The organism is Rhodoferax sp. MLSD5-FHT05B10, from assembly GCF_058793415.1.
Genome location: NZ_JBXAFT010000014.1, coordinates 1 through 18,082 on the forward strand (window position 1 = coordinate 1; position 18,082 = coordinate 18,082).

At 66.9% G+C, this 18,082-nt stretch carries 17 protein-coding genes; 14 read left to right on the forward strand and 3 right to left on the reverse strand.

Going from position 1 to position 18,082, the window contains the following annotated elements; translation table 11 throughout:
• The 7 genes from AC1Q5W_RS15870 to AC1Q5W_RS15900 form a co-directional block, all read left to right on the forward strand.
• On the forward strand, positions 1-1,424 hold a 1,424-nt coding region (locus AC1Q5W_RS15870), incomplete at its 5' end, for an ammonium transporter (protein ID WP_492704255.1).
• Positions 1,425-1,593: 169 nt separating this feature from the next.
• Complete coding sequence (locus AC1Q5W_RS15875) at positions 1,594-2,457, forward strand: aldose 1-epimerase (protein WP_492644668.1); 864 nt, start codon at positions 1,594-1,596, stop codon at positions 2,455-2,457.
• Positions 2,457-3,380 carry an SMP-30/gluconolactonase/LRE family protein gene (locus AC1Q5W_RS15880; protein WP_492644669.1) on the forward strand — a complete coding sequence of 308 codons (924 nt, stop codon included), beginning with the start codon at positions 2,457-2,459 and terminating at the stop codon, positions 3,378-3,380. The genes AC1Q5W_RS15875 and AC1Q5W_RS15880 overlap by 1 nt, the downstream gene beginning before the upstream one ends.
• Positions 3,381-3,446: 66 nt before the next feature.
• Complete coding sequence (gene glcE, locus AC1Q5W_RS15885; protein ID WP_492644670.1) at positions 3,447-4,631, forward strand: glycolate oxidase subunit GlcE; 1,185 nt, start codon at positions 3,447-3,449, stop codon at positions 4,629-4,631.
• Positions 4,609-5,859, forward strand: a complete 1,251-nt coding sequence (gene glcF, locus AC1Q5W_RS15890; RefSeq protein ID WP_492644671.1) for a glycolate oxidase subunit GlcF — start codon at positions 4,609-4,611, stop codon at positions 5,857-5,859. Before glcE ends, glcF begins: the two co-directional genes overlap by 23 nt.
• Positions 5,860-5,912: 53 nt before the next feature.
• Complete coding sequence (locus AC1Q5W_RS15895) at positions 5,913-6,614, forward strand: hypothetical protein (RefSeq protein ID WP_492644672.1); 702 nt, start codon at positions 5,913-5,915, stop codon at positions 6,612-6,614.
• A complete protein-coding gene (locus AC1Q5W_RS15900; RefSeq protein WP_492644673.1) occupies positions 6,604-7,830 on the forward strand; it encodes a GGDEF domain-containing protein in 1,227 nt (408 codons plus the stop codon). The genes AC1Q5W_RS15895 and AC1Q5W_RS15900 overlap by 11 nt, the downstream gene beginning before the upstream one ends.
• A 66-nt stretch (positions 7,831-7,896) precedes the next feature.
• Here AC1Q5W_RS15900 and AC1Q5W_RS15905 read toward each other — a convergent pair whose 3' ends face one another.
• The gene (locus tag AC1Q5W_RS15905; protein WP_492644674.1) at positions 7,897-8,382 is read right to left on the reverse strand and encodes a glutathione peroxidase; all 486 of its coding nucleotides are present in this window, start codon (positions 8,380-8,382) and stop codon (positions 7,897-7,899) included.
• Positions 8,383-8,532: 150 nt separating this feature from the next.
• Between AC1Q5W_RS15905 and AC1Q5W_RS15910 the strand changes: the two genes are divergently transcribed.
• Positions 8,533-9,780: a GGDEF domain-containing protein gene (locus AC1Q5W_RS15910; RefSeq protein ID WP_492644675.1), complete on the forward strand. Its 1,248-nt coding sequence runs from the start codon at positions 8,533-8,535 to the stop codon at positions 9,778-9,780.
• On the opposite strand, the gene AC1Q5W_RS15915 is transcribed toward AC1Q5W_RS15910, so the two are convergent.
• Positions 9,777-10,670 carry a DMT family transporter gene (locus AC1Q5W_RS15915; RefSeq protein ID WP_492644676.1) on the reverse strand — a complete coding sequence of 298 codons (894 nt, stop codon included), beginning with the start codon at positions 10,668-10,670 and terminating at the stop codon, positions 9,777-9,779. The two genes, AC1Q5W_RS15910 and AC1Q5W_RS15915, sit on opposite strands and share 4 nt — an antisense overlap.
• Positions 10,663-11,946, reverse strand: coding sequence for a lysophospholipid transporter LplT (lplT, locus tag AC1Q5W_RS15920; protein WP_492644677.1), 1,284 nt, complete (start codon positions 11,944-11,946; stop codon positions 10,663-10,665). The genes AC1Q5W_RS15915 and lplT overlap by 8 nt, the downstream gene beginning before the upstream one ends.
• Positions 11,947-12,071: 125 nt before the next feature.
• Between lplT and alr the strand changes: the two genes are divergently transcribed.
• The 6 genes from alr to waaF are packed head-to-tail and all read left to right on the forward strand — an operon-like array spanning position 12,072 to position 18,043.
• Complete coding sequence (gene alr / locus AC1Q5W_RS15925) at positions 12,072-13,196, forward strand: alanine racemase (protein ID WP_492644678.1); 1,125 nt, start codon at positions 12,072-12,074, stop codon at positions 13,194-13,196.
• On the forward strand, positions 13,193-14,401 hold the full coding sequence (locus AC1Q5W_RS15930; RefSeq protein ID WP_492644679.1) for an HD-GYP domain-containing protein: 1,209 nt from the start codon (positions 13,193-13,195) through the stop codon (positions 14,399-14,401). The genes alr and AC1Q5W_RS15930 overlap by 4 nt, the downstream gene beginning before the upstream one ends.
• Positions 14,402-14,452: 51 nt before the next feature.
• Positions 14,453-15,832 (forward strand): DNA repair protein RadA, encoded by a 1,380-nt coding sequence (gene radA / locus AC1Q5W_RS15935; protein WP_492644680.1) that lies wholly within the window; start codon positions 14,453-14,455, stop codon positions 15,830-15,832.
• Between the two features lie 59 nt (positions 15,833-15,891).
• Complete coding sequence (locus AC1Q5W_RS15940) at positions 15,892-16,836, forward strand: branched-chain amino acid transaminase (RefSeq protein WP_492644681.1); 945 nt, start codon at positions 15,892-15,894, stop codon at positions 16,834-16,836.
• Positions 16,833-17,039, forward strand: coding sequence for a zinc-finger domain-containing protein (locus AC1Q5W_RS15945; protein WP_492644682.1), 207 nt, complete (start codon positions 16,833-16,835; stop codon positions 17,037-17,039). The genes AC1Q5W_RS15940 and AC1Q5W_RS15945 overlap by 4 nt, the downstream gene beginning before the upstream one ends.
• A gap of 50 nt (positions 17,040-17,089) precedes the next feature.
• Positions 17,090-18,043 carry a lipopolysaccharide heptosyltransferase II gene (gene waaF, locus AC1Q5W_RS15950; protein ID WP_492646148.1) on the forward strand — a complete coding sequence of 318 codons (954 nt, stop codon included), beginning with the start codon at positions 17,090-17,092 and terminating at the stop codon, positions 18,041-18,043.
• Positions 18,044-18,082: the final 39 nt, after the last annotated feature.

The following is an 18,082-nucleotide window of genomic DNA, read 5'->3' on the forward strand; positions in this document are numbered from 1 at the left end:
AAGCCAAGCCCGCCGATGCGGCGCCTGCGCCGGCAGCTGCGCCCGCCGTGGCGGCGGCTGAAGCCGCTCCCGCGGCCGCTGCGGCACCCGTGCCCAACAAGGGCGACACCGCGTGGATGATGGTGTCGACTCTTCTGGTGATCCTGATGACCGTGCCCGGCCTGGCCCTGTTCTACGGCGGCCTGGTGCGCAGCAAGAACATGCTGTCGGTGCTGATGCAGGTCATGGTGACGTTCTCGCTGATCGTCGTGCTGTGGTTCCTGTATGGCTACAGCCTGGCCTTCACCGAGGGCAATGCCTTCATCGGCGGCTTTGACCGCCTGTTCATGAAGGGCATCTGGGATAACGCGGCCGGTACCTTCGCCAATGGCGCGACCTTCAGCAAGGGCGTGGTCATTCCGGAGATCGTCTTTGCCGCCTTCCAGGCCACGTTTGCCGGCATCACCGGTGCACTGATCGTGGGCGCGTTTGCCGAGCGCATCAAGTTCTCGGCCGTGCTGATGTTCATGGCACTGTGGTTCACCTTCAGCTATGCACCGATTGCGCACATGGTCTGGTTCTGGATGGGCCCGGACGCCTACACCGCCAAGGAAGTGGTCGATGCCATGAACGCCAAGGCCGGTTACCTCTGGCAGTCGGGTGCGCTGGATTTTGCCGGCGGCACCGTGGTGCACATCAACGCCGCCGTGGCCGGCCTGGTGGGTGCCTACATGGTGGGCAAGCGCATCGGTTACGGCAAGGAATCCATGGCACCCCACAGCCTGACGCTGACCATGGTCGGTGCCTCCCTGCTGTGGGTGGGCTGGTTTGGCTTCAACGCCGGCTCAGCACTGGAAGCCAACGGCTTTGCGGCACTGGCCTTCATCAACACCTTTGGCGCCACCGCTGCCGCGGTGCTGGCCTGGTCGGTGGGCGAGGCGCTGCACAAGGGCAAGTCGTCCATGCTGGGTGCGGCATCCGGCGCCGTGGCGGGCCTGGTGGCCATCACCCCGGCAGCCGGCAACGTCGGCATCGGCGGCGCCCTGGTGATTGGCACTGTGGCCGGCTTCGTCTGCCTGTGGGGCGTGACGGGTCTGAAGAAGATGCTGGGCGCCGACGACACGCTGGACGTGTTCGGTGTGCACGGCGTGGGCGGCATCGTGGGGGCCCTGCTGACCGGCGTGTTCAACTCGCCCGCCCTGGGTGGCCCCGGCTTTGTGGCCGACTGGGTCACGGCGACCGGCGTCACGGCCGCGGACTACTCCATCGCGTCGCAAGTGTGGATCCAGGCCAAGGCCGTGCTGACCACCGTGGTCTGGTCGGGTGTGGTGTCGGTGGTGGCCTTCAAGCTGGTGGACCTGACCATTGGCCTGCGGGTGAGCGAAGAAGACGAGCGCCAGGGCCTGGACATCACCTCCCACGGCGAGACCGCCTACAACCGCTGAGTACCGATGCTGCCCCGGGGGCAGCGTTACGAACCCGTTTCAAACCGGTGGAAACCGTGGCCCGACAGAACTTCGGTTCTGCCGGGCCACTTTTTTGCCGGATCCCGGTGCACAATTTCACCTGACAGCGCCCAAACCGTCCCGGCCCTTCAACCCGAAAGCACCCACCATGCATTCCCCGCTGACCCTGCACTGTGCCGACCTGTTGTGTGAAATCAAACCCGAACTGGGCGGCTGCATTGCCGGCCTGTGGCTGGGGGACGTGCCGGTGCTGCGCTCCACCCACGCGCCCGCGCTGCATTCGGTGCGCCAGTCGGCCAGCTACCCGCTGGTGCCGTTTTCCAATCGGGTGGGCCACGCCTGCCTGCAGTGGGCGGGCACCGACCACCCCCTGGTGCGCAACTGCGAGCCCGAACCTCACGCTATCCACGGGGTGGGCTGGGAGCGGCCATGGACCGTGCTGGAGTCCAGCACCACCCTGGCACTGCTGTCCTATGAACACAAGGCCGACGCTGCCTGGCCGTTCGATTTCGACACCTCGCAGGCCTTCAAGCTGGAGCCGGGCGCCCTGGAGCTGAGCCTCTCCATCACCAACCAGTCGGTGGTATCGGCCCCAGTGGGGCTGGGCTGGCACCCCTACTTTGTCAAGCGGGTCGACAGCCGCATCCGGTTTGACGCCACCGGCCGCTGGGACATGGGCGAAGACATGCTGCCCACCGAACGGCGGGCCAGTACCGGCTTGCAGGCCGACTGTGCCACCCTGACTGTGGACCACTGCTTTGACGGCTGGAGCGGCGTGCTGCACCTGCAGGACACGGTGCTGCACACCCGCGTGACCTCCAGCCTGAGCCGCCTGGTGGTGTACACCGCGCCCGGGCGCGACAGCATCGCCATCGAACCCGTCAGCCACGTCAACAACGCCTTCAACCGCCTGACCCACACGGACGCCACGGCCCAGGAACTGGGGGTGTGCATCCTGCAGCCGGGGCAGACGTTTTCGTGCGACATGCGCATCGAAGTGGAGCGTGTCTGATGCCCTGGCACACCTTCAGCTCCGCCACCTATGCGTTGGGCGAATCCCCCTTCTGGCACCCGCAGGAGCAGACCCTGTACTGGGTGGACATACCCGGCAAGCAAGTTCTGCGCGGCAACGGGTACACCGGCGCCGTGCAAGCCTGGGACATGCCCAGCGAGCCCGGCTGCATCGCGCCGGCAGTCAGCGGCGGCCTGGTGCTGGCCTTGCGCCACGGCGTGTTTCGCGCACGCCAGTGGGGTGGCCCACTGGAGCCCCTGGTCACGCTGCCCTACGACCCCGCCACCGTGCGCGCCAACGATGGCAAGTGCGATGCCCTGGGGCGCTTCTGGGTGGGCACCATCGACGAAACCAAGACGCAGGACGCCGCCGCGCTGTATTCCATCGACTGCCGGGGCGGACGCGCCCCGCAGGTGGTCTGCCATGCCCGCAATGCCCTGACCGCCAACGGACTGGCCTGGAGCCCCGACGGGCGCACCCTGTACTGGGCCGACACGCCCCGCCACGTGGTGCATGCCTGGGATTTCGATGCCGAGGCCAACACGCTGACGGCGCACAGCCCCTTCCAGCAGTTCCTGCCCAAACCGGCGGATTGGCAGTTCGACCTCCCCGGGCAGCCCGCGTACGGCGGGCGCCCCGACGGCGCGGCCGTCGACGTGCAGGGCAACTACTGGGTCGCCCTGTACGAGGGGCAGCGCGTGTGCCAGTTCGCGCCCGACGGCACGCTGCTGGCCGCCTACCCCACACCCGCCCAGTGCCCCACCATGCCCTGTTTTGGCGGCGAGGACCTGCAGACGCTGTACCTCACCACCGCGCGCCATGGCCGCAGCGCCGCCGAACTGCAGGCCTACCCCCTGTCGGGGGCCGTGTTTTCCCTGCGGGTGGCGGTTCCGGGCCTGCCCGTCCGTTTTTTTGCCGATTGACGGGCGGCGCCTGCGGGTTTGCGATATTCCCGCCCATGCGGGGCGCGCGTCCCTTACCATTGCCACATGCCCTCCATGGAATCTACACGCTCCCATCTTGCCGACCGCGTTCGCGCCGCCGTGGTCGACCGCACCCCGCTGCGCATCCGCGGCGGGGGCAGCAAGGACTTTTATGGCCGCAGCCTGGAGGGCGAGGTGCTGGACACCACCGGCCTGGCCGGCATCGTCAGCTACGAGCCCAGCGAGCTGGTGGTGACGGTGGGGGCGGGCACGCCCCTGGCCGAGCTGGAAGCCGTGCTGGCCGCACAGGGCCAGTGCCTGCCGTTTGAACCACCGCATTTTGCCTGGTCCGGCGCACGCCAGGCCACGGTGGGCGGCATGGTGGCGGCCGGCCTGAGCGGCCCGGCGCGCGCCAGCGCAGGCGCCGTGCGGGAATTCGTGCTCGGTCTGCAGATGGTCAACGGCCGCGGCGAGTCACTCATTTTTGGCGGCCAGGTCATGAAGAACGTGGCCGGCTACGACGTTTCGCGCATGCTGGTGGGCAGCATGGGAACCCTGGGGCTGATCACTGAGGTCTCGCTCAAGGTGCTGCCGGTGGCGCCGGCCGAAGCCACGCTGGTGTTCGAGCTGGACCAGGCGCAGGCCCTGGACTGCTTGCACCGTTGGGGCGGCCAACCCTTGCCGCTCAACGCCAGCTGCTGGGTCCGCGACGACACCGACCCCCGCGGCGCGCGCGATCTGCTGTTTGTGCGCCTGCGCGGCGCCGTGGCCGCCGTCGAGGCGGCCTGCCGCACGATGCTGGCCGGGCAGCCCGGCTCCCGCATGGACAACGCGCAGGCGTCAGGCGACTGGCAGCTGTGCCGCAACCAGCAACTGCCCTTTTTCACGCAGTCACCGGCGGCGGGCCACGTGCTGTGGCGCCTGAGCGTGGCCCAGACTGCGCCGGTGCTGTCCCTGCCCTGGCCGCAGCTGGTGGAGTGGCACGGCGGCGTGCGCTGGCTGTGGGCGCCGGTGGATGCCGGCGCGCAGCTGCAGACGCTGGCCCGCGACCACGGCGGTCATGCTACGCTTTTTGTAGCTTCCGACGCAGCATCTGCGGGTTCTGCGGATCGATTTGCCACGCAAAACCCGGCACTCATGGCGATCCAGCGCCGCCTCAAGGACACCTTCGACCCGCAGGGCATTTTTGGCCCTGGCCGGCTGTTTGATTTTTCCAGCGCCTCCAGCCATGCAAACCAACCTCGCCCCTGAGTACCAGAACACGCCCGATGGCCGGGCCGCCGAGGCCATCCTGCGCAAGTGCGTGCACTGCGGGTTCTGCACGGCCACCTGCCCCACCTACCAGTTGCTGGGCGACGAGCTCGACGGCCCGCGCGGGCGCATCTACCTGATGAAGCAGGTGCTCGAAGGCCAGGAACCCACGCGCAAGACCCAGCTGCACCTGGACCGCTGCCTGACCTGCCGCAACTGCGAAACCACCTGCCCCAGTGGGGTGGACTACGGCCACCTGGTTGATATCGGCCGCAAGCTGGTGGACGCCAAGGTGCCCCGTCCGGCGACGGAAAAAGCCGTGCGCTGGGCACTGAAGGAAGGCCTGCCCTCGCCCCTGTTCGGCCCTGCCATGCAACTGGGGCAACTGGTGCGCCCGCTGCTGCCGGCCAGCCTGAAAGCCAAGGTGCCGCCCAAGCAGGACGCCGGCGCCTGGCCCACGCGGACGCACGCCCGCAAGGTGCTCATGCTGGCGGGCTGCGTGCAGCCGGCCATGGGCCCCAACATCAACACCTCCACCGCCCGGGTGCTGGACGCCGCCGGCATCCAGACCGTGGTGGCGGCCCAGGCGGGCTGCTGCGGCGCGGTCAAGTTCCACCTCAACGACCAGGACGGCGGCAAGGCCGAGATGCGCGCCAACATCGACGCTTGGTGGCCCTATGTGCAGGACGGCAACGTGGAGGCCATCGTGATGAATGCCTCGGGCTGCGGCGTCACGGTCAAGGAGTACGGCCACATCCTGCAGGACGACGCGGCGTACGCCGACAAGGCGCAGCGCATCAGCGCGCTGACCCGCGACCTGAGCGAACTGCTCCCCGAACTGGTCCCGGCGCTGAAGGCCGCGCAGCCGGGGCTGGCCGACGCGGTGGCGCGCACGGCCACCTCTCTGGCCTTTCACCCACCGTGCACGCTGCAGCACGGCCAGAAGCTCCGGGGTGGCGTGGAGCAGTACCTGGGTGAACTCGGTTTTGACATCCAGGTGGCCCGCTGCGAAGCCCACCTGTGCTGCGGCTCGGCGGGCACCTACAGCGTGCTCAACCCCACGCTGTCGTACCAGTTGCGCGACCGCAAGCTGGGCCATCTGGGCGCGTTGCAGCCGGACGTCATCGTGTCGGCCAACATTGGCTGCATCACCCACCTGCAAAGCGGCACCGAGACGCCGGTGAAGCACTGGGTGGAAGTGCTGGATGCGGCGCTGTCCGCGGCGTGACGCTGTACGGATTGTTTTTGTCTGAAAGACCTGCCGTGTAAGGTCCGTTGCGTATGAGAGACTATCTTGGTCGTTTCAAGGATTGGCGCCAATCGGCTCAGGCAGAGCACGATAGCGTGTCCGACGAGGCGCTGATGATCAACATGCACCGACTCCGGTGGATGGCTTCTGTGGTCGCCGCGCTCACCTTGGTTTTGGGGGTGTCTTACTGGCTGGGCACGACCGGTCCGACGTCGCGCGAAGTTGCCTGGGGCCGGTTGCATGCCTGGGCTGATTTCAGCATGGCTTTTGTCTTTACGCTGGTAGGCTGGGCCGCGCACCATGTGATCAAGCAGGGCCGCGCTACGCCGGCGGCACAGCTGCTGGTAGTCCTGACTGTTGCCTGGACACTTGGGGTCACGATTGTGATCACCACGATCGACCAAATGTTCTTGCCGGGCATTACCGCGTTTTTGTTTGGCAGCATCACCATTGGCGCCGTGCCCTTGATGCGGCCCAGGCTGTCACTGCCGATGTTTCTGGTCGCCTACGTCGTGCTGTACAACGCGCTGCCACTCACCCAGCATGACTTGGTGCTGCTGCATCTTGGCCGGGTTACCGGTCTGGCGGCGGTCGTACTGAGTTTCTTTGTGTCCGTGGTGCTGTGGCGTCAGTTCACCGCCGACATCTTGTTGCACAGGGCGCTCCAGCACAGCAACGCTGCGTTGACGGCAGAACAGAACGACCTGAAAGGGCAGACGCGACATGACGACTGACCGTTTCCGCTTCCGGGAGTGGTTGCAGACGGTGCGCAGCGAGCACGACAGCGTGACAGACGCGGTCGTGATGGTCAACATGCGCCGGCTCCGGTTGATGGCGCTCGTGGTGAGCCCGTTGACCCTGGTTCTGGGCGTCTCTTATTGGCTGAGTGCCAGCGGCGCAGATCCGCACGTGGTCGCGTGGAGCCGTGGGCACGCCTGGGCCGATTTCAGCATGGCCGGTGTCATGGCGTTGCTGGGGCTGGGGGCACACCATGTGCTCAGGCTGGGTCACCCGGTGCCCCTGGCGCGCGGGCTGATCCTCTTGACCACTTTCTGGACGCTGGGGAACACCATTGTGACGAGCACATTGGACCAGTTGTACTCGCCTGGCATTACTTCATTTCTATTCGGCAGCATCCTGATTGGTGCGGTGCCCCTGATGCGGCCCAGGCGGGCATTGCCGGTGTTTTTGGGGGCTTACGTCCTGCTGTATTACGCACTGGCCCTCACCCAGCATGACTCGGCCCTGCTGCACATCGGGCGGGTGAACGGTCTGGCGGCGGCCGTGTTGAGCTTCTTCGTGTCGGTGGTGTTGTGGCGCCAGTCGACCGCCAACATCCTGCTGCATATGGAACTCAAGAGCATCAACGATGCGCTCAAAAGCAGCAACGATGCACTGGCGGCGAAGCAGGGTGAGCTGGAAATGCTGGCCCAACACGATGGCTTGACCGGCCTGTACAACCGCCGGACATTCACTCTGCTGGCGCAGGAGGAACTGGCTCGTGCCCGTCGCTATCCCAGCGATACGGCCGTCATCATGGCGGATATTGATTTTTTCAAGAAAGTCAACGACGTGTACGGACATCCGGCGGGAGACGAAGTGCTCAGGAACATGGCCAATTGCCTGTCTAGCAATGTGCGCGGCAGCGACGTGGTGGCACGCATCGGTGGTGAGGAATTCATGGTGCTGCTGCCCCAGACGTCCATCGAAGAGGCCTACCTGTTGGCCGAAAAGCTGCGCATCCGGGTGCAGGAATCACCCGCACGTGTGGGTGACCTGCATATTCCCATTACCGCCAGCTTTGGATTGACCGGCGTTGCGGCCGGGCAATCCGTCAGCGTCGACGAACTCTATACGGCAGCAGACAACGCCTTGTACGGTGCCAAGAACCAGGGGCGCAACCGGGTGGTCATTTGCGCAGTGGGCCAGACACTGCAGCCTTCGGCCTGAACTGCACGAGGTGCTTGAAGGACGCTGGCCCGAGCGTCCGCCAGGGCGAGGGGTGATGGCGCGTGATCAGCCCGCCAGCACGGCTTCAATGTCGCCGGCCAGGCTCTCGGGGGTGTCGGTCGGAGCATAGCGGTTGATGACTTGTCCGTCGCGGCCCACCAGAAACTTCGTGAAGTTCCACTTGATCGCCTTGCTGCCCAGCAGCCCCGGGGCTTCCTTGGACAGCCACTGGTACAGCGGGTGGGCGTCGGCCCCGTTGACGTCGATCTTGGCCATCATCGGGAAACTCACGCCGTAGTTGAGCTGGCAGAACGCGGCAATCTCGTCGTTGCTGCCCTTGTCCTGCGCACCGAACTGGTTGCAGGGAAAGCCCAGCACCACCAGCCCCCGGGCGCCATAGGTCTTGTGCAGTGCCTCCAGCCCGGCGAACTGCGGCGTAAAACCGCAGGCGCTGGCCGTGTTGACGATCAGCAGTGGCTTGCCCTGGTAACGGCTCAGCGGCACGGACTTGCCGCCAATGGTCAGGGCTTCGAAGTCGTAAACGGAGGTCATGGGCAGGTGTCCGGGGTGCAGTGGAGAAGGGGCCACCTTAGCACCGCTGGAAAACACTTGCAGCGGTGTGTTTTTGCTGGGAAGATAGCCGCACCATCCGAGTGCGTGCGCCGCCGGGCGCCGCCTCCCAAAAAAATACAAGGAGCCCAGGTGGTCACGGAAATCAGGCCCTCGCGGTGGTTGGACCGCATCCGGGCGCTGGCACAAGCCTATCGGGCGGTGCAGGGCGAAGCCACCCGGGAAACGCTGCAGCGCTTTCGCGCTTTGCTGCTGGGTGCCGTGCCGCTGCACGGTGCGCTGGCCTGGTGGTTCGGTCAGTACCAGGCGCCCGCCGGCCGACCCGAGATGCAGCGCTGGGCCGATGCCCTGAGCCCCTTGCAGATGGCCATGGCGGCCGTCCTGCTGCTGCTGGGCGGGTTGGCCCATGTCCTGCTGCGCCGCCAGCCGCGCGCCCGTGCGGGCGCGGTGCTGCTGCAGGCCGTGTTTTGCCTGGTGTACCTGGCGTTTGGCGCGCTTGCGGCCATCCTGGATGTGGGCGTGGGCAACGGCATTGCCACCTTCATGCTGATCTGCGCGGGCATTGCCGTGCTGTCGCTGATGCGGCCGGCTCTGTCCTTCACGGTGTTCGGTCTGGCCTTTCTGGTGTTCTGGCAGATGTTGCAAGGCGCTGGGGTGGACGCCCGGGTGCTGCCCAGCCTGCAGGTTCAGGCCATTTCGGCCGTGCTGATGGCGCAGGTGGTGTCGGTCATCATCTGGCACCAGTACGCCGGCACGGTGGTGCTGCGCCGCCAGCTCAGCCGCAGCAACGAAGCCCTGGTGGCCAAACAGCGAGAGCTTGAATTCCTGGCCGAACGCGACGCGCTGACCGGCCTGTACAACCGGCGTGAGCTGATGCGTCTGGCCGAGTTTGAACTCAGCCAGGCGGCGCGCAGCCCCCTCACCACCTGCCTGGTGATGGTGGACCTGGATTTCTTCAAGAAGATCAACGACCAGCACGGGCACCCCGCCGGAGACGAAGTCCTTAAGCAGGTGGCCGCCCTCCTGAGCGCCGGGGTGCGCGCCAGCGACGTGGTGGCCCGCATGGGCGGCGAGGAGTTCATTGTCCTGCTGCCCAACACCTCGCAGGAAGGAGCCATCGCGGTGGCGCAGAAGCTGCGCCAGACCCTGCGGGCGCAGCCGCTGAAGGTGCCGGTGCAGGGGCGCACCCTGCTCCTGCCGGTCACGGCCAGTTTTGGCGTCAGCAGCCTGGGTGAAAACCAGCGCGCCTCGGTGGACGCCCTGTACACGGCCGCCGACCAGGCCCTGTACGCCGCCAAGCAGCAGGGGCGCGACCGCGTGGAATACGCCGCCCCGCAGCTGTCGGGCGACCTGCCCGAGCGCACCGGGTCGCGCGGCTAGCTGCCCTTGACTGGTTCGGGGGTGGGGGTAAACGATGCGGCCGACAGCAGCGCGGCCAGCAGGATGCAGGCGCCCCCGACGAGGATGCGCGGCGTCAGCGTGCCGGCGTCCAGCAGCACCGCCGAGGTGCTGGCAAACACCACTTCGGACAGCATGATGACGGAGCCGACACTGGCGCTCAGGCGCGCGGCGCCGTACTGCAGCCCGAAGTTGCCGGCCAGGAACAGCAGGCTCATGCCACCCACCCAGGCCAGCCAGGTGGGGCTCACGGGCGGCAGCGCAGTCACCAGCCCCTGCGTCTGGCCCAGCAGGGCGGCCAGTGTAGCCATCAGCGCGCCGCCGCAGAACATGGCCAGCATGCCGACGGTTGCCGGCAACTGGTTGAGCTTGCGCAGCATCACGTTGGTCAGTGCAAAGCAGAAGCCGCCCATCAGCGCCAGGGCGTCCACCGCGGTGTGGGGCCAGGGCCAGGGGGAATGCGGGGTCTTGAGCACGATCACGACGCCGGTCAGGGCCAGGGCCAGACGCCCCAGGGACGCGGGGGTGGGTTTTTCACCCAGGATCGGCCAGGCCAGCACCACCACCCAGGCGGGCATCAGGTAGAACAGCAGCACCACGCGCACCACGTCGCCCACGGTCACGGCCCAGTTGAACCCCACGTTGGTCAGGCCGGCGGCCACCAGCAGCACCCACAGGGCCGGGAATTGCCGCAGGGCGCGCCAGGCCGCAGGGTGCAGCACGGTCAGGCACAGCAGGGCCACCAGGTAGACCAGGGCGGTGGACCACAGCGGGTGCACGCCCAGCCCCTGCAGTTGCCGAAAGGGCCACCACGACACGCCCCAGGCCAGGGCGTTGCCGATGAGGCCCAGCGCAGCCAGCGCGCTAGCCATGCAGGTTGTCGTTGCGGGCCATGTCCAGCAGGTTGGCCACTTCGGCCGGGTGCGTGGCGCAGTTGTGCCGGTGCCAGCGCTTGATGACCCACATGAACCCCGCCACCACCACGCCGAAGACGGTGATGGCGCCAAAGGCCGACAGGCCCATGCCGGTGGAAAAACTGTAGAACGCGCCCAGACCCAGGATGCAGGCCTGCTCGTTGAAGTTCTGGACCGCGATGGAGCGCCCCGCCCCCATCAGGTTGTGGCCGCGGTGCTGCAGCAGGGCGTTCATCGGCACCACCAGGAACCCGCCGAGCCCGCCCAGCAGCACCAGGAAGGGAGCGGCGACCCAGACGTTGGTGATGAAGTTCAGCAGGATCACCAGCACCCCCATGGCAATGCCCAGCGGCAGTACCTGGGTGGCCTGGTCCAGCCGCATGCGCAGGGACGCCACCACGGCGCCTACCGCGGTGCCGATGGCCACCACACCCACCAGCGCCGACGCCTGGGTCACGCTGTAGCCCAAGGCGGCAGCGGCCCACGCCAGCACGATGTAGCGCAGGTTGCCGCTCACGCCCCAGAACAGGGTGGTGGTGCTGAGGGAGATCTGGCCCAGCCGGTCCCGCCACAGCCGCAGGTTGCAGTGCCAGAAGTCGGGCAGCAGGGTGATCAGGTGGCGGGGCAGGGGGCGCATGGGCACGCCGGTCAGCGGGATGCGGGTGTTGAACCAGGCCGCCAGAATGTAGACCAAGATCAGCACACTGATGGCGGCCTCGGGCGGGGTTTCGATGCCGGTGTCGATGAACGGAAAGTCGATCGACAGCAGTGCCGACGAGACGGCGTGGCTGACCAGCTGCCCGCCCAGCAACACCCCCAGGATGATGGAGGCGATGGTGAGGCCTTCGATCCAGCCATTGGCCTTGACCAGCTGGGAGGCCGGCAGCAGTTCGGTGAGGATGCCGTACTTGGCCGGCGAGTAGGCGGCGGCGCCCAGGCCCACGATGGCGTAGGCCATCAGCGGGTGGCTGCCGAACAACATCATGAGGCAGCCCACGATCTTGATGCCGTTGCTGTAGAGCATGACCTTGCCCTTGGGCATGGCGTCGGCAAAGGCGCCCACAAACGGCGCTAGCACCACGTAAAACAGCGCGAACATGGGCACCAGGGCGGCCTGCTGCCATTCGGGGGAGCCACTGCTGCGCAGCAGTTGCACGGCTCCCACGAACAGGGCGTTGTCTGCCAGCGAGCTAAAAAACTGCGCCGACATGATGGTGTAAAAGCCGCGTTTCATGCGTGAAGGGTGCGCGCACTAGCCTGGCTAATGCGTCGGATAATGTAGGGTGTCTCCAGACGTGTTGTGGTTATAGCATGTCCGGCAATGCCAAAATCCGGTCCGTTCCCGTCCTACCCACCGCCATGCCCCGTCCCATCCTCGCCACCGTCCACACCTCCGCGTTTCGCAACAACCTCGATGTGGCCCGCCGTGCCGCGCCGGATGCGCGCGTCTGGGCCGTGGTGAAGGCCAATGCCTATGGCCACGGCATCGAACGGGTGTTCGAGGGGCTGCGCGGGGCCGACGGGTTCGCCCTGCTGGACCTCGACGAGGCGCAGCGGGTGCGCGACCTCGGCTGGCGCGGCCCCATCCTGCTGCTCGAAGGGGTGTTCGAGCAGCGCGACCTGGAGGTGTGCTCCCGCCTGGACCTGTGGCACGCCGTGCACTGCGACGCCCAGATCGACATGCTGGCCGCGCACAAGACCAACGTGCCCCAGCGCGTGTTCCTGAAAATGAACTCGGGCATGAACCGCCTGGGCTTCGCGCCCGGACGTTACCGCTCGGCCTGGGCGCGGCTCAACGCGCTGCCGCAGGTAGACGAAATTTCGCTCATGACCCATTTCAGCGACGCCGATGGCCCGCGGGGCGTGGCGGCGCAGATGGCGGTCTTTGCCGCTACCACTCGCGACCTGCCGGGGGAGCGCACCCTGAGCAACAGCGCCGCCACCCTGCGCCACACGGTGGACCCGGACCAGGCGGCGGCGCACCCCGAGGCGCTGGTGGTGTCGGACTGGGTACGCCCGGGCATCGCCATCTACGGCAGTGCCCCGGACTACCCTGAACACTCCGCCGCCCACTGGGGGTTGCAGCCGACCATGACGCTTGCTGCAAAAATCATAGCTATGCAGGCAATTGATCCGGGGGCTTGCGTTGGATATGGCTCCCAATTCGTGGCCGAACAGCCGACCCGCGTGGGTGTCGTGGCCTGCGGCTACGCTGACGGCTACCCCCGCATTTGCCCCACCGGAACGCCGGTGCTGGTGGACGGTGTGCGCACCCGCACCCTGGGGCGCGTCAGCATGGACATGCTGGCCGTGGACCTGACCCCGGTGCCCGAAGCTGGGCCCGGCAGCGAGGTCACGCTGTGGGGCCGTGCGGCCAACGGCGCCTGGCTTTCGATAGACGAGGTGGCCGCCAGTGCTCAGACGGTGGGCTACGAGCTGATGTGCGCCCTGGCGCCCCGGGTGCCGGTGGTGGTGGCCGCGTGAAATACGTCCCCATCCCCATCGCCATGCTGGAAATCGGGCGGCCGCTTCCCGTGGACGTGTGGAGCCCGTCGGGGCAATTGCTGCTGCGCAAGGGCCAGCCGGTGCAGTCGGCGCAGCACAAGGAGCGCCTGCACGCCCACAACGCGGGCTCCACGCCCAACGATGCCTGGGCCTGGCAGCGCGCCTACGAGCGCATGGTGCACACCATGATGCGCGAAGGCGTGGATCTGCAGACCATTGCCAATGCGCCCATGCCCAGCGAGATTCTGCAGCGCGATTACATCGCCGCCGAAGAGCTTAACGGCGGCTGGCTCGATTTGCAGGAGGTGCTGCGCGGCATCCTGTACCAGGGCGGTCTGGCCATCAGCCCCTTGCGGCGCCTGGCCGGCATCGAGAAAAAGGCCGTCGAACTGCTGCGTGCTGACACCGACGACAGCCTGTTCTGCCTGTTCCAGGCGCTGACGGACAACACCCTGGGCTACTGCGCCACCCACGCGCTGCTGTGCGCGGTGGTGTGCGAGCTGACGGCGAAGAAGCTGGGGCTTGATCCGCTGTTGCGCCGCTCGCTGTTCAATGCTGCCCTGACCATGAACATCGGCATGGCGCGCGAGCAGGACAGCCTGGCCCGCCAGAGCGCGGCGGTCACCGACTGGCAGCGCACGCTGATTCGCGAGCACCCCTTGCGCAGCATGGAAATCCTGAGTGCCATCGGCATCAGCGACCCGGACCAGCTCGACATCGTGCGCTGGCACCACGCCGTTGAATCCGAAGAGGCCGTACCCCACACCCTGACCGCCCGGCGCATCATCGGCATGACGGACGGTTTCGTGGCCAAGATGGCCGCGCGCAAGACGCGGTCGTCCCTTTCGCCGGTTTCGGCCGTCAAGTCCATGGTGTTGGGCGTGGAAGGACCGACCGTGGGGGTGGGTTCGGCCATGGCGCAGGCTGTGGGTTTTTACCCGCCCGGCAGCTACGTGCAGCTGGCCAACGGCGATACGGCGGTGGCGGTGCAGCGCGGCGAGCGGGCCAACACGCCGTGGGTGGTCAGCGTGGTGGACAAGGACGGCATGCCCGTGAGCAACTACATGGCCAAGGACACCGCCAACCCCGCCAACGCCATCCTGGCCCCGGTCAACTTCGAGAAAGTCCGGGTGGCCATCAGCCTGGACAAGATCCGCAAGGCCAGGGACCGCATCCGGCGCTAGGTAGCGGTACTGGCAATTGGTATCTGTATTTTTATACAGTATTATTGCCGCATGGCCAAAGACAAAACCATCTACACCTGCACCGAATGCGGGGGCATCAGCCCCAAGTGGCTGGGCAAATGCCCCAGCTGCGCGGCCTGGAACACCCTGGTCGAGTCGGTGGCCGAAGCCGCCGCGCCCGCCAAGAACCGTTACAGCTCCCAGTTCCTGGCGCTGGCCAAAACGGCCGAAGTCGCCACGCTGGCGGACATCGAGGCCACCGACGTGCAGCGCACGCCCACCGGCCACGAAGAGCTGGACCGGGTGCTCGGTGGGGGCATGGTCGAAGGAGGCGTGGTCCTGATCGGCGGCGACCCCGGCATCGGCAAGTCCACCCTGCTGTTGCAGGCGCTGGACTCGCTGCAGCGCAGCGGGCAATCCACCCTCTACGTCACAGGCGAGGAGAGCGGCGCCCAGGTGGCCCTGCGTTCGCGCCGGCTCGGGCTGGAGGCCTCGCAGGTGAAGGTGCTGGCCGAGATCCAGCTCGACAAGATCCTGGCCACCATCGACGCGCAACAGCCCGACGTGGCCGTGATCGACTCCATCCAGACCGTCTACTCCGACCAGCTGACCTCGGCCCCGGGCTCGGTGGCGCAGGTGCGCGAGTGCGCCGCGCACCTGACGCGCTGCGCCAAGGCCAGCGGCACGGCCATCGTGCTGGTGGGCCACGTCACCAAGGAAGGCGCTCTGGCCGGACCGCGCGTGCTGGAGCACATGGTGGACACCGTGCTGTACTTCGAGGGCGACACGCACAGCAGTTTCCGCCTGGTGCGCGCCATCAAGAACCGCTTCGGCGCCGTCAACGAGATCGGCGTCTTTGCCATGACGGAAAAGGGCCTCAAGGGGGTTTCCAACCCCAGCGCCATTTTCCTGAGCCAGCATGCCGAGCCGGTGCCCGGCAGCTGTGTCATGGTCACGCTGGAGGGCACCCGACCCCTGCTGGTCGAGATCCAGGCGCTGGTCGACAGCGGCGGCCCCAGCCCGCGGCGCCTGTCCGTGGGCCTGGACCGCGACCGCCTGGCCATGCTGCTGGCCGTGTTGCACCGCCATGCCGGCGTGGCCTGCATGGACCAGGACGTGTTCGTCAATGCCGTGGGCGGTGTGCGCATCAGCGAGCCGGCGGCCGACCTGGCGGTGCTCTTGGCCATCACCTCGTCCTTGCGCGGCAAGTCCCTGCCCAAGGGGTTCTTTGCCTTTGGCGAGGTGGGGCTGGCCGGCGAGGTGCGCCCGGCCCCGCGCGGCCAGGAGCGTCTCAAGGAAGCCGCCAAGCTGGGCTTCAGCGTGGCGGTGGTGCCCAAGGCCAATGTGCCCAGGAAGCCGATCGATGGCCTGACCATCCACGCCGTGGAGCGGGTGGAGCAGGCCATGGACGTGGTGCGCGGCCTGGGCTAGGGCGTGCCGGCGGTCGTAAAATCGGCGTTTTAAAGACCCCGATCCCAAGGACCACACCGATGAGCTCTTTACCTCCCTCCATGGCCGACCGCGACGGAAAAATCTGGATGGATGGCCAGATGGTGGACTGGCGCGACGCCAAGATCCACGTGCTGAGCCACACCCTGCACTACGGCTGTGGCGTCTTTGAAGGCGTGCGGGCCTACAACACCGTCAAGGGCACGGCCATCTTCCGCCTGCAGGACCATACCGAGCGCCTGTTCAACAGCGCCAAGATTCTGCGCATGAAGATCCCGTTCACCCAGGACCAGCTCAACGAAGCCCAGAAAGCTGTGGTGCGCGAAAACAAGCTGGAGAGCTGCTACCTGCGTCCGCTGGTGTGGATCGGCGACAAGAAGCTGGGCGTCTCCCCCAAGGGCAACACCATCCACGCCATGGTGGCGGCCTGGGCCTGGGGCGCGTACCTGGGCGAAGAGGGCATGAAACGCGGCATCCGCGTCAAGACCAGCAGCTACACGCGCCACCACGTCAACATCACCATGACGCAGGCCAAGGCCGTCAGCAACTACAGCAACTCGATCCTGGCCAACATGGAAGCCACCGACGACGGCTACGACGAAGCTCTGCTGCTGGACTCCTCCGGCTTTGTGTCCGAAGGCGCGGGGGAGAACATCTTCATCGTCAAGAAAGGCGTGGTCTACACGCCCGATCTGTCGGCCGGCGCGCTCAACGGCATTACCCGCGACACGGTGCTGGCCATCTGCAAGGACCTGGGCCTGGACCTGGTGCAAAAGCGCATCACGCGCGACGAGGTCTACATCGCCGACGAAGCCTTCTTCTCCGGCACTGCCGCTGAAGTGACACCGATCCGCGAACTCGACCGCCTGGAGATCGGCAGCGGTTCGCGCGGCCCCATCACCGAGAAAATCCAGAACGCGTTCTTTGACATCGTCAACGGCCGCAATCCCAAATACGCCCACTGGCTGACGAAAGTTTCCGCATGAGCAAGAACACCATTGAACTCCTGGCCAAAGACCTCAACCCCCAAGGCGGAGTGTTCTGCCCCAGTCCGCTGGCCCAGATGCAGACCTGGAACACCCACCCCAAGGTGTACCTGGACGTGGCGCACACCGGTGAAGCCAAGTGCCCGTACTGCGGTACGGTGTACCAGCTCAAAGCCGGCGAGCATTTCGCAGGCCACCACTGAGCGTGACGCGTTCGCTGGTCATTGCCCCCCAGTGGATTGGGGACGCGGTGATGACCGAGCCGCTGCTGCGCCGCCTGCACGCGCGCGGCGAGGTGCTCACCGTCGGTGCCCTGCCCTGGGTGGCGCCGGTGTACCGCGCCATGCCGCAGGTCGCCGAGGTCATTGAGTTTCCGTTCGCCCACGGCGGCCTGCAGTGGCAGGTCCGGCGCAGCCTGGCCCGGGCCTTGCGCGGCCGTTTCGACGTGGCCTACGTCTGCCCCAACTCCCTGAAAAGTGCGCTGCTGCCCTGGTGGGCCGGCATTGCAAAACGGGTGGGTTACCGCGGCGAGGCGCGGCTGGGCCTGCTCACCCACCGTCTGCCCAACCCGCCCAAGGGCGAACGCCCGCCCATGGTGGCGTTCTATTCGGCGCTCAGCGGCGAGTCCGGTGTGGCCGATGACCGGCCGGTGCTGCAGCTCGATGCGCCCGCCGTGGACACGGCCTTGCAGGCGCTGGGCCTGCAGCGCCAGGGCTACTACGTGTTTGCTCCGGGGGCCGAATACGGTCCGGCCAAGCGCTGGCCGGCGCAGCATTTCGCCGCGCTGGCGCAGCAGCTGCCGCTGCCGGTGGTGCTGCTGGGGTCGGGCAAGGAAGCCGCCCTGTGCGCCGAGATTGCACAGACCGTGCAGGCTGCACGTCCCGGGCACTGCCTGGACTGGGCCGGGCGCACCTCGCTGGACCAGGCCCTGGCCGCCATTGCCGGGGCGCAGGCCATGGTCAGCAACGATTCGGGTCTGATGCACGTGGCGGCGGCCTTTGGCGTGCCACAGGTCGCGCTGTTCGGTTCCTCCAGCCCGTTGCACACGCCACCGCTGAGCCCGAAGGCGCAGGTGATCTGGCTGAAGGACGACGCCGCCTACCAGCCGCCGCTGGACTGCGCGCCCTGCTTTGCGCGGGAATGCCCCCTGGGCCACACGCGTTGCCTGGTGGACATCCAGCCCGAGCGCGTGCTACGGTTTTTATAGCTGTCTACGCAGACTATTTGCCGGTTACGGGCATTTTTT

Coding starts and splice junctions, on each gene's coding strand:
- AC1Q5W_RS15875 (WP_492644668.1), top strand. CDS start 1,594: ATGCATTCCCCGCTGACCCTGCACTGTGCCGACCTGTTGTGTGAAATC.
- AC1Q5W_RS15880 (WP_492644669.1), top strand. CDS start 2,457: ATGCCCTGGCACACCTTCAGCTCCGCCACCTATGCGTTGGGCGAATCC.
- glcE (WP_492644670.1), top strand. CDS start 3,447: ATGCCCTCCATGGAATCTACACGCTCCCATCTTGCCGACCGCGTTCGC.
- glcF (WP_492644671.1), top strand. CDS start 4,609: ATGCAAACCAACCTCGCCCCTGAGTACCAGAACACGCCCGATGGCCGG.
- AC1Q5W_RS15895 (WP_492644672.1), top strand. CDS start 5,913: ATGAGAGACTATCTTGGTCGTTTCAAGGATTGGCGCCAATCGGCTCAG.
- AC1Q5W_RS15900 (WP_492644673.1), top strand. CDS start 6,604: ATGACGACTGACCGTTTCCGCTTCCGGGAGTGGTTGCAGACGGTGCGC.
- AC1Q5W_RS15905 (WP_492644674.1), bottom strand. CDS start 8,382: ATGACCTCCGTTTACGACTTCGAAGCCCTGACCATTGGCGGCAAGTCC.
- AC1Q5W_RS15915 (WP_492644676.1), bottom strand. CDS start 10,670: ATGGCTAGCGCGCTGGCTGCGCTGGGCCTCATCGGCAACGCCCTGGCC.
- lplT (WP_492644677.1), bottom strand. CDS start 11,946: ATGAAACGCGGCTTTTACACCATCATGTCGGCGCAGTTTTTTAGCTCG.
- alr (WP_492644678.1), top strand. CDS start 12,072: ATGCCCCGTCCCATCCTCGCCACCGTCCACACCTCCGCGTTTCGCAAC.
- radA (WP_492644680.1), top strand. CDS start 14,453: ATGGCCAAAGACAAAACCATCTACACCTGCACCGAATGCGGGGGCATC.
- AC1Q5W_RS15940 (WP_492644681.1), top strand. CDS start 15,892: ATGAGCTCTTTACCTCCCTCCATGGCCGACCGCGACGGAAAAATCTGG.
- AC1Q5W_RS15945 (WP_492644682.1), top strand. CDS start 16,833: ATGAGCAAGAACACCATTGAACTCCTGGCCAAAGACCTCAACCCCCAA.
- waaF (WP_492646148.1), top strand. CDS start 17,090: ATGACCGAGCCGCTGCTGCGCCGCCTGCACGCGCGCGGCGAGGTGCTC.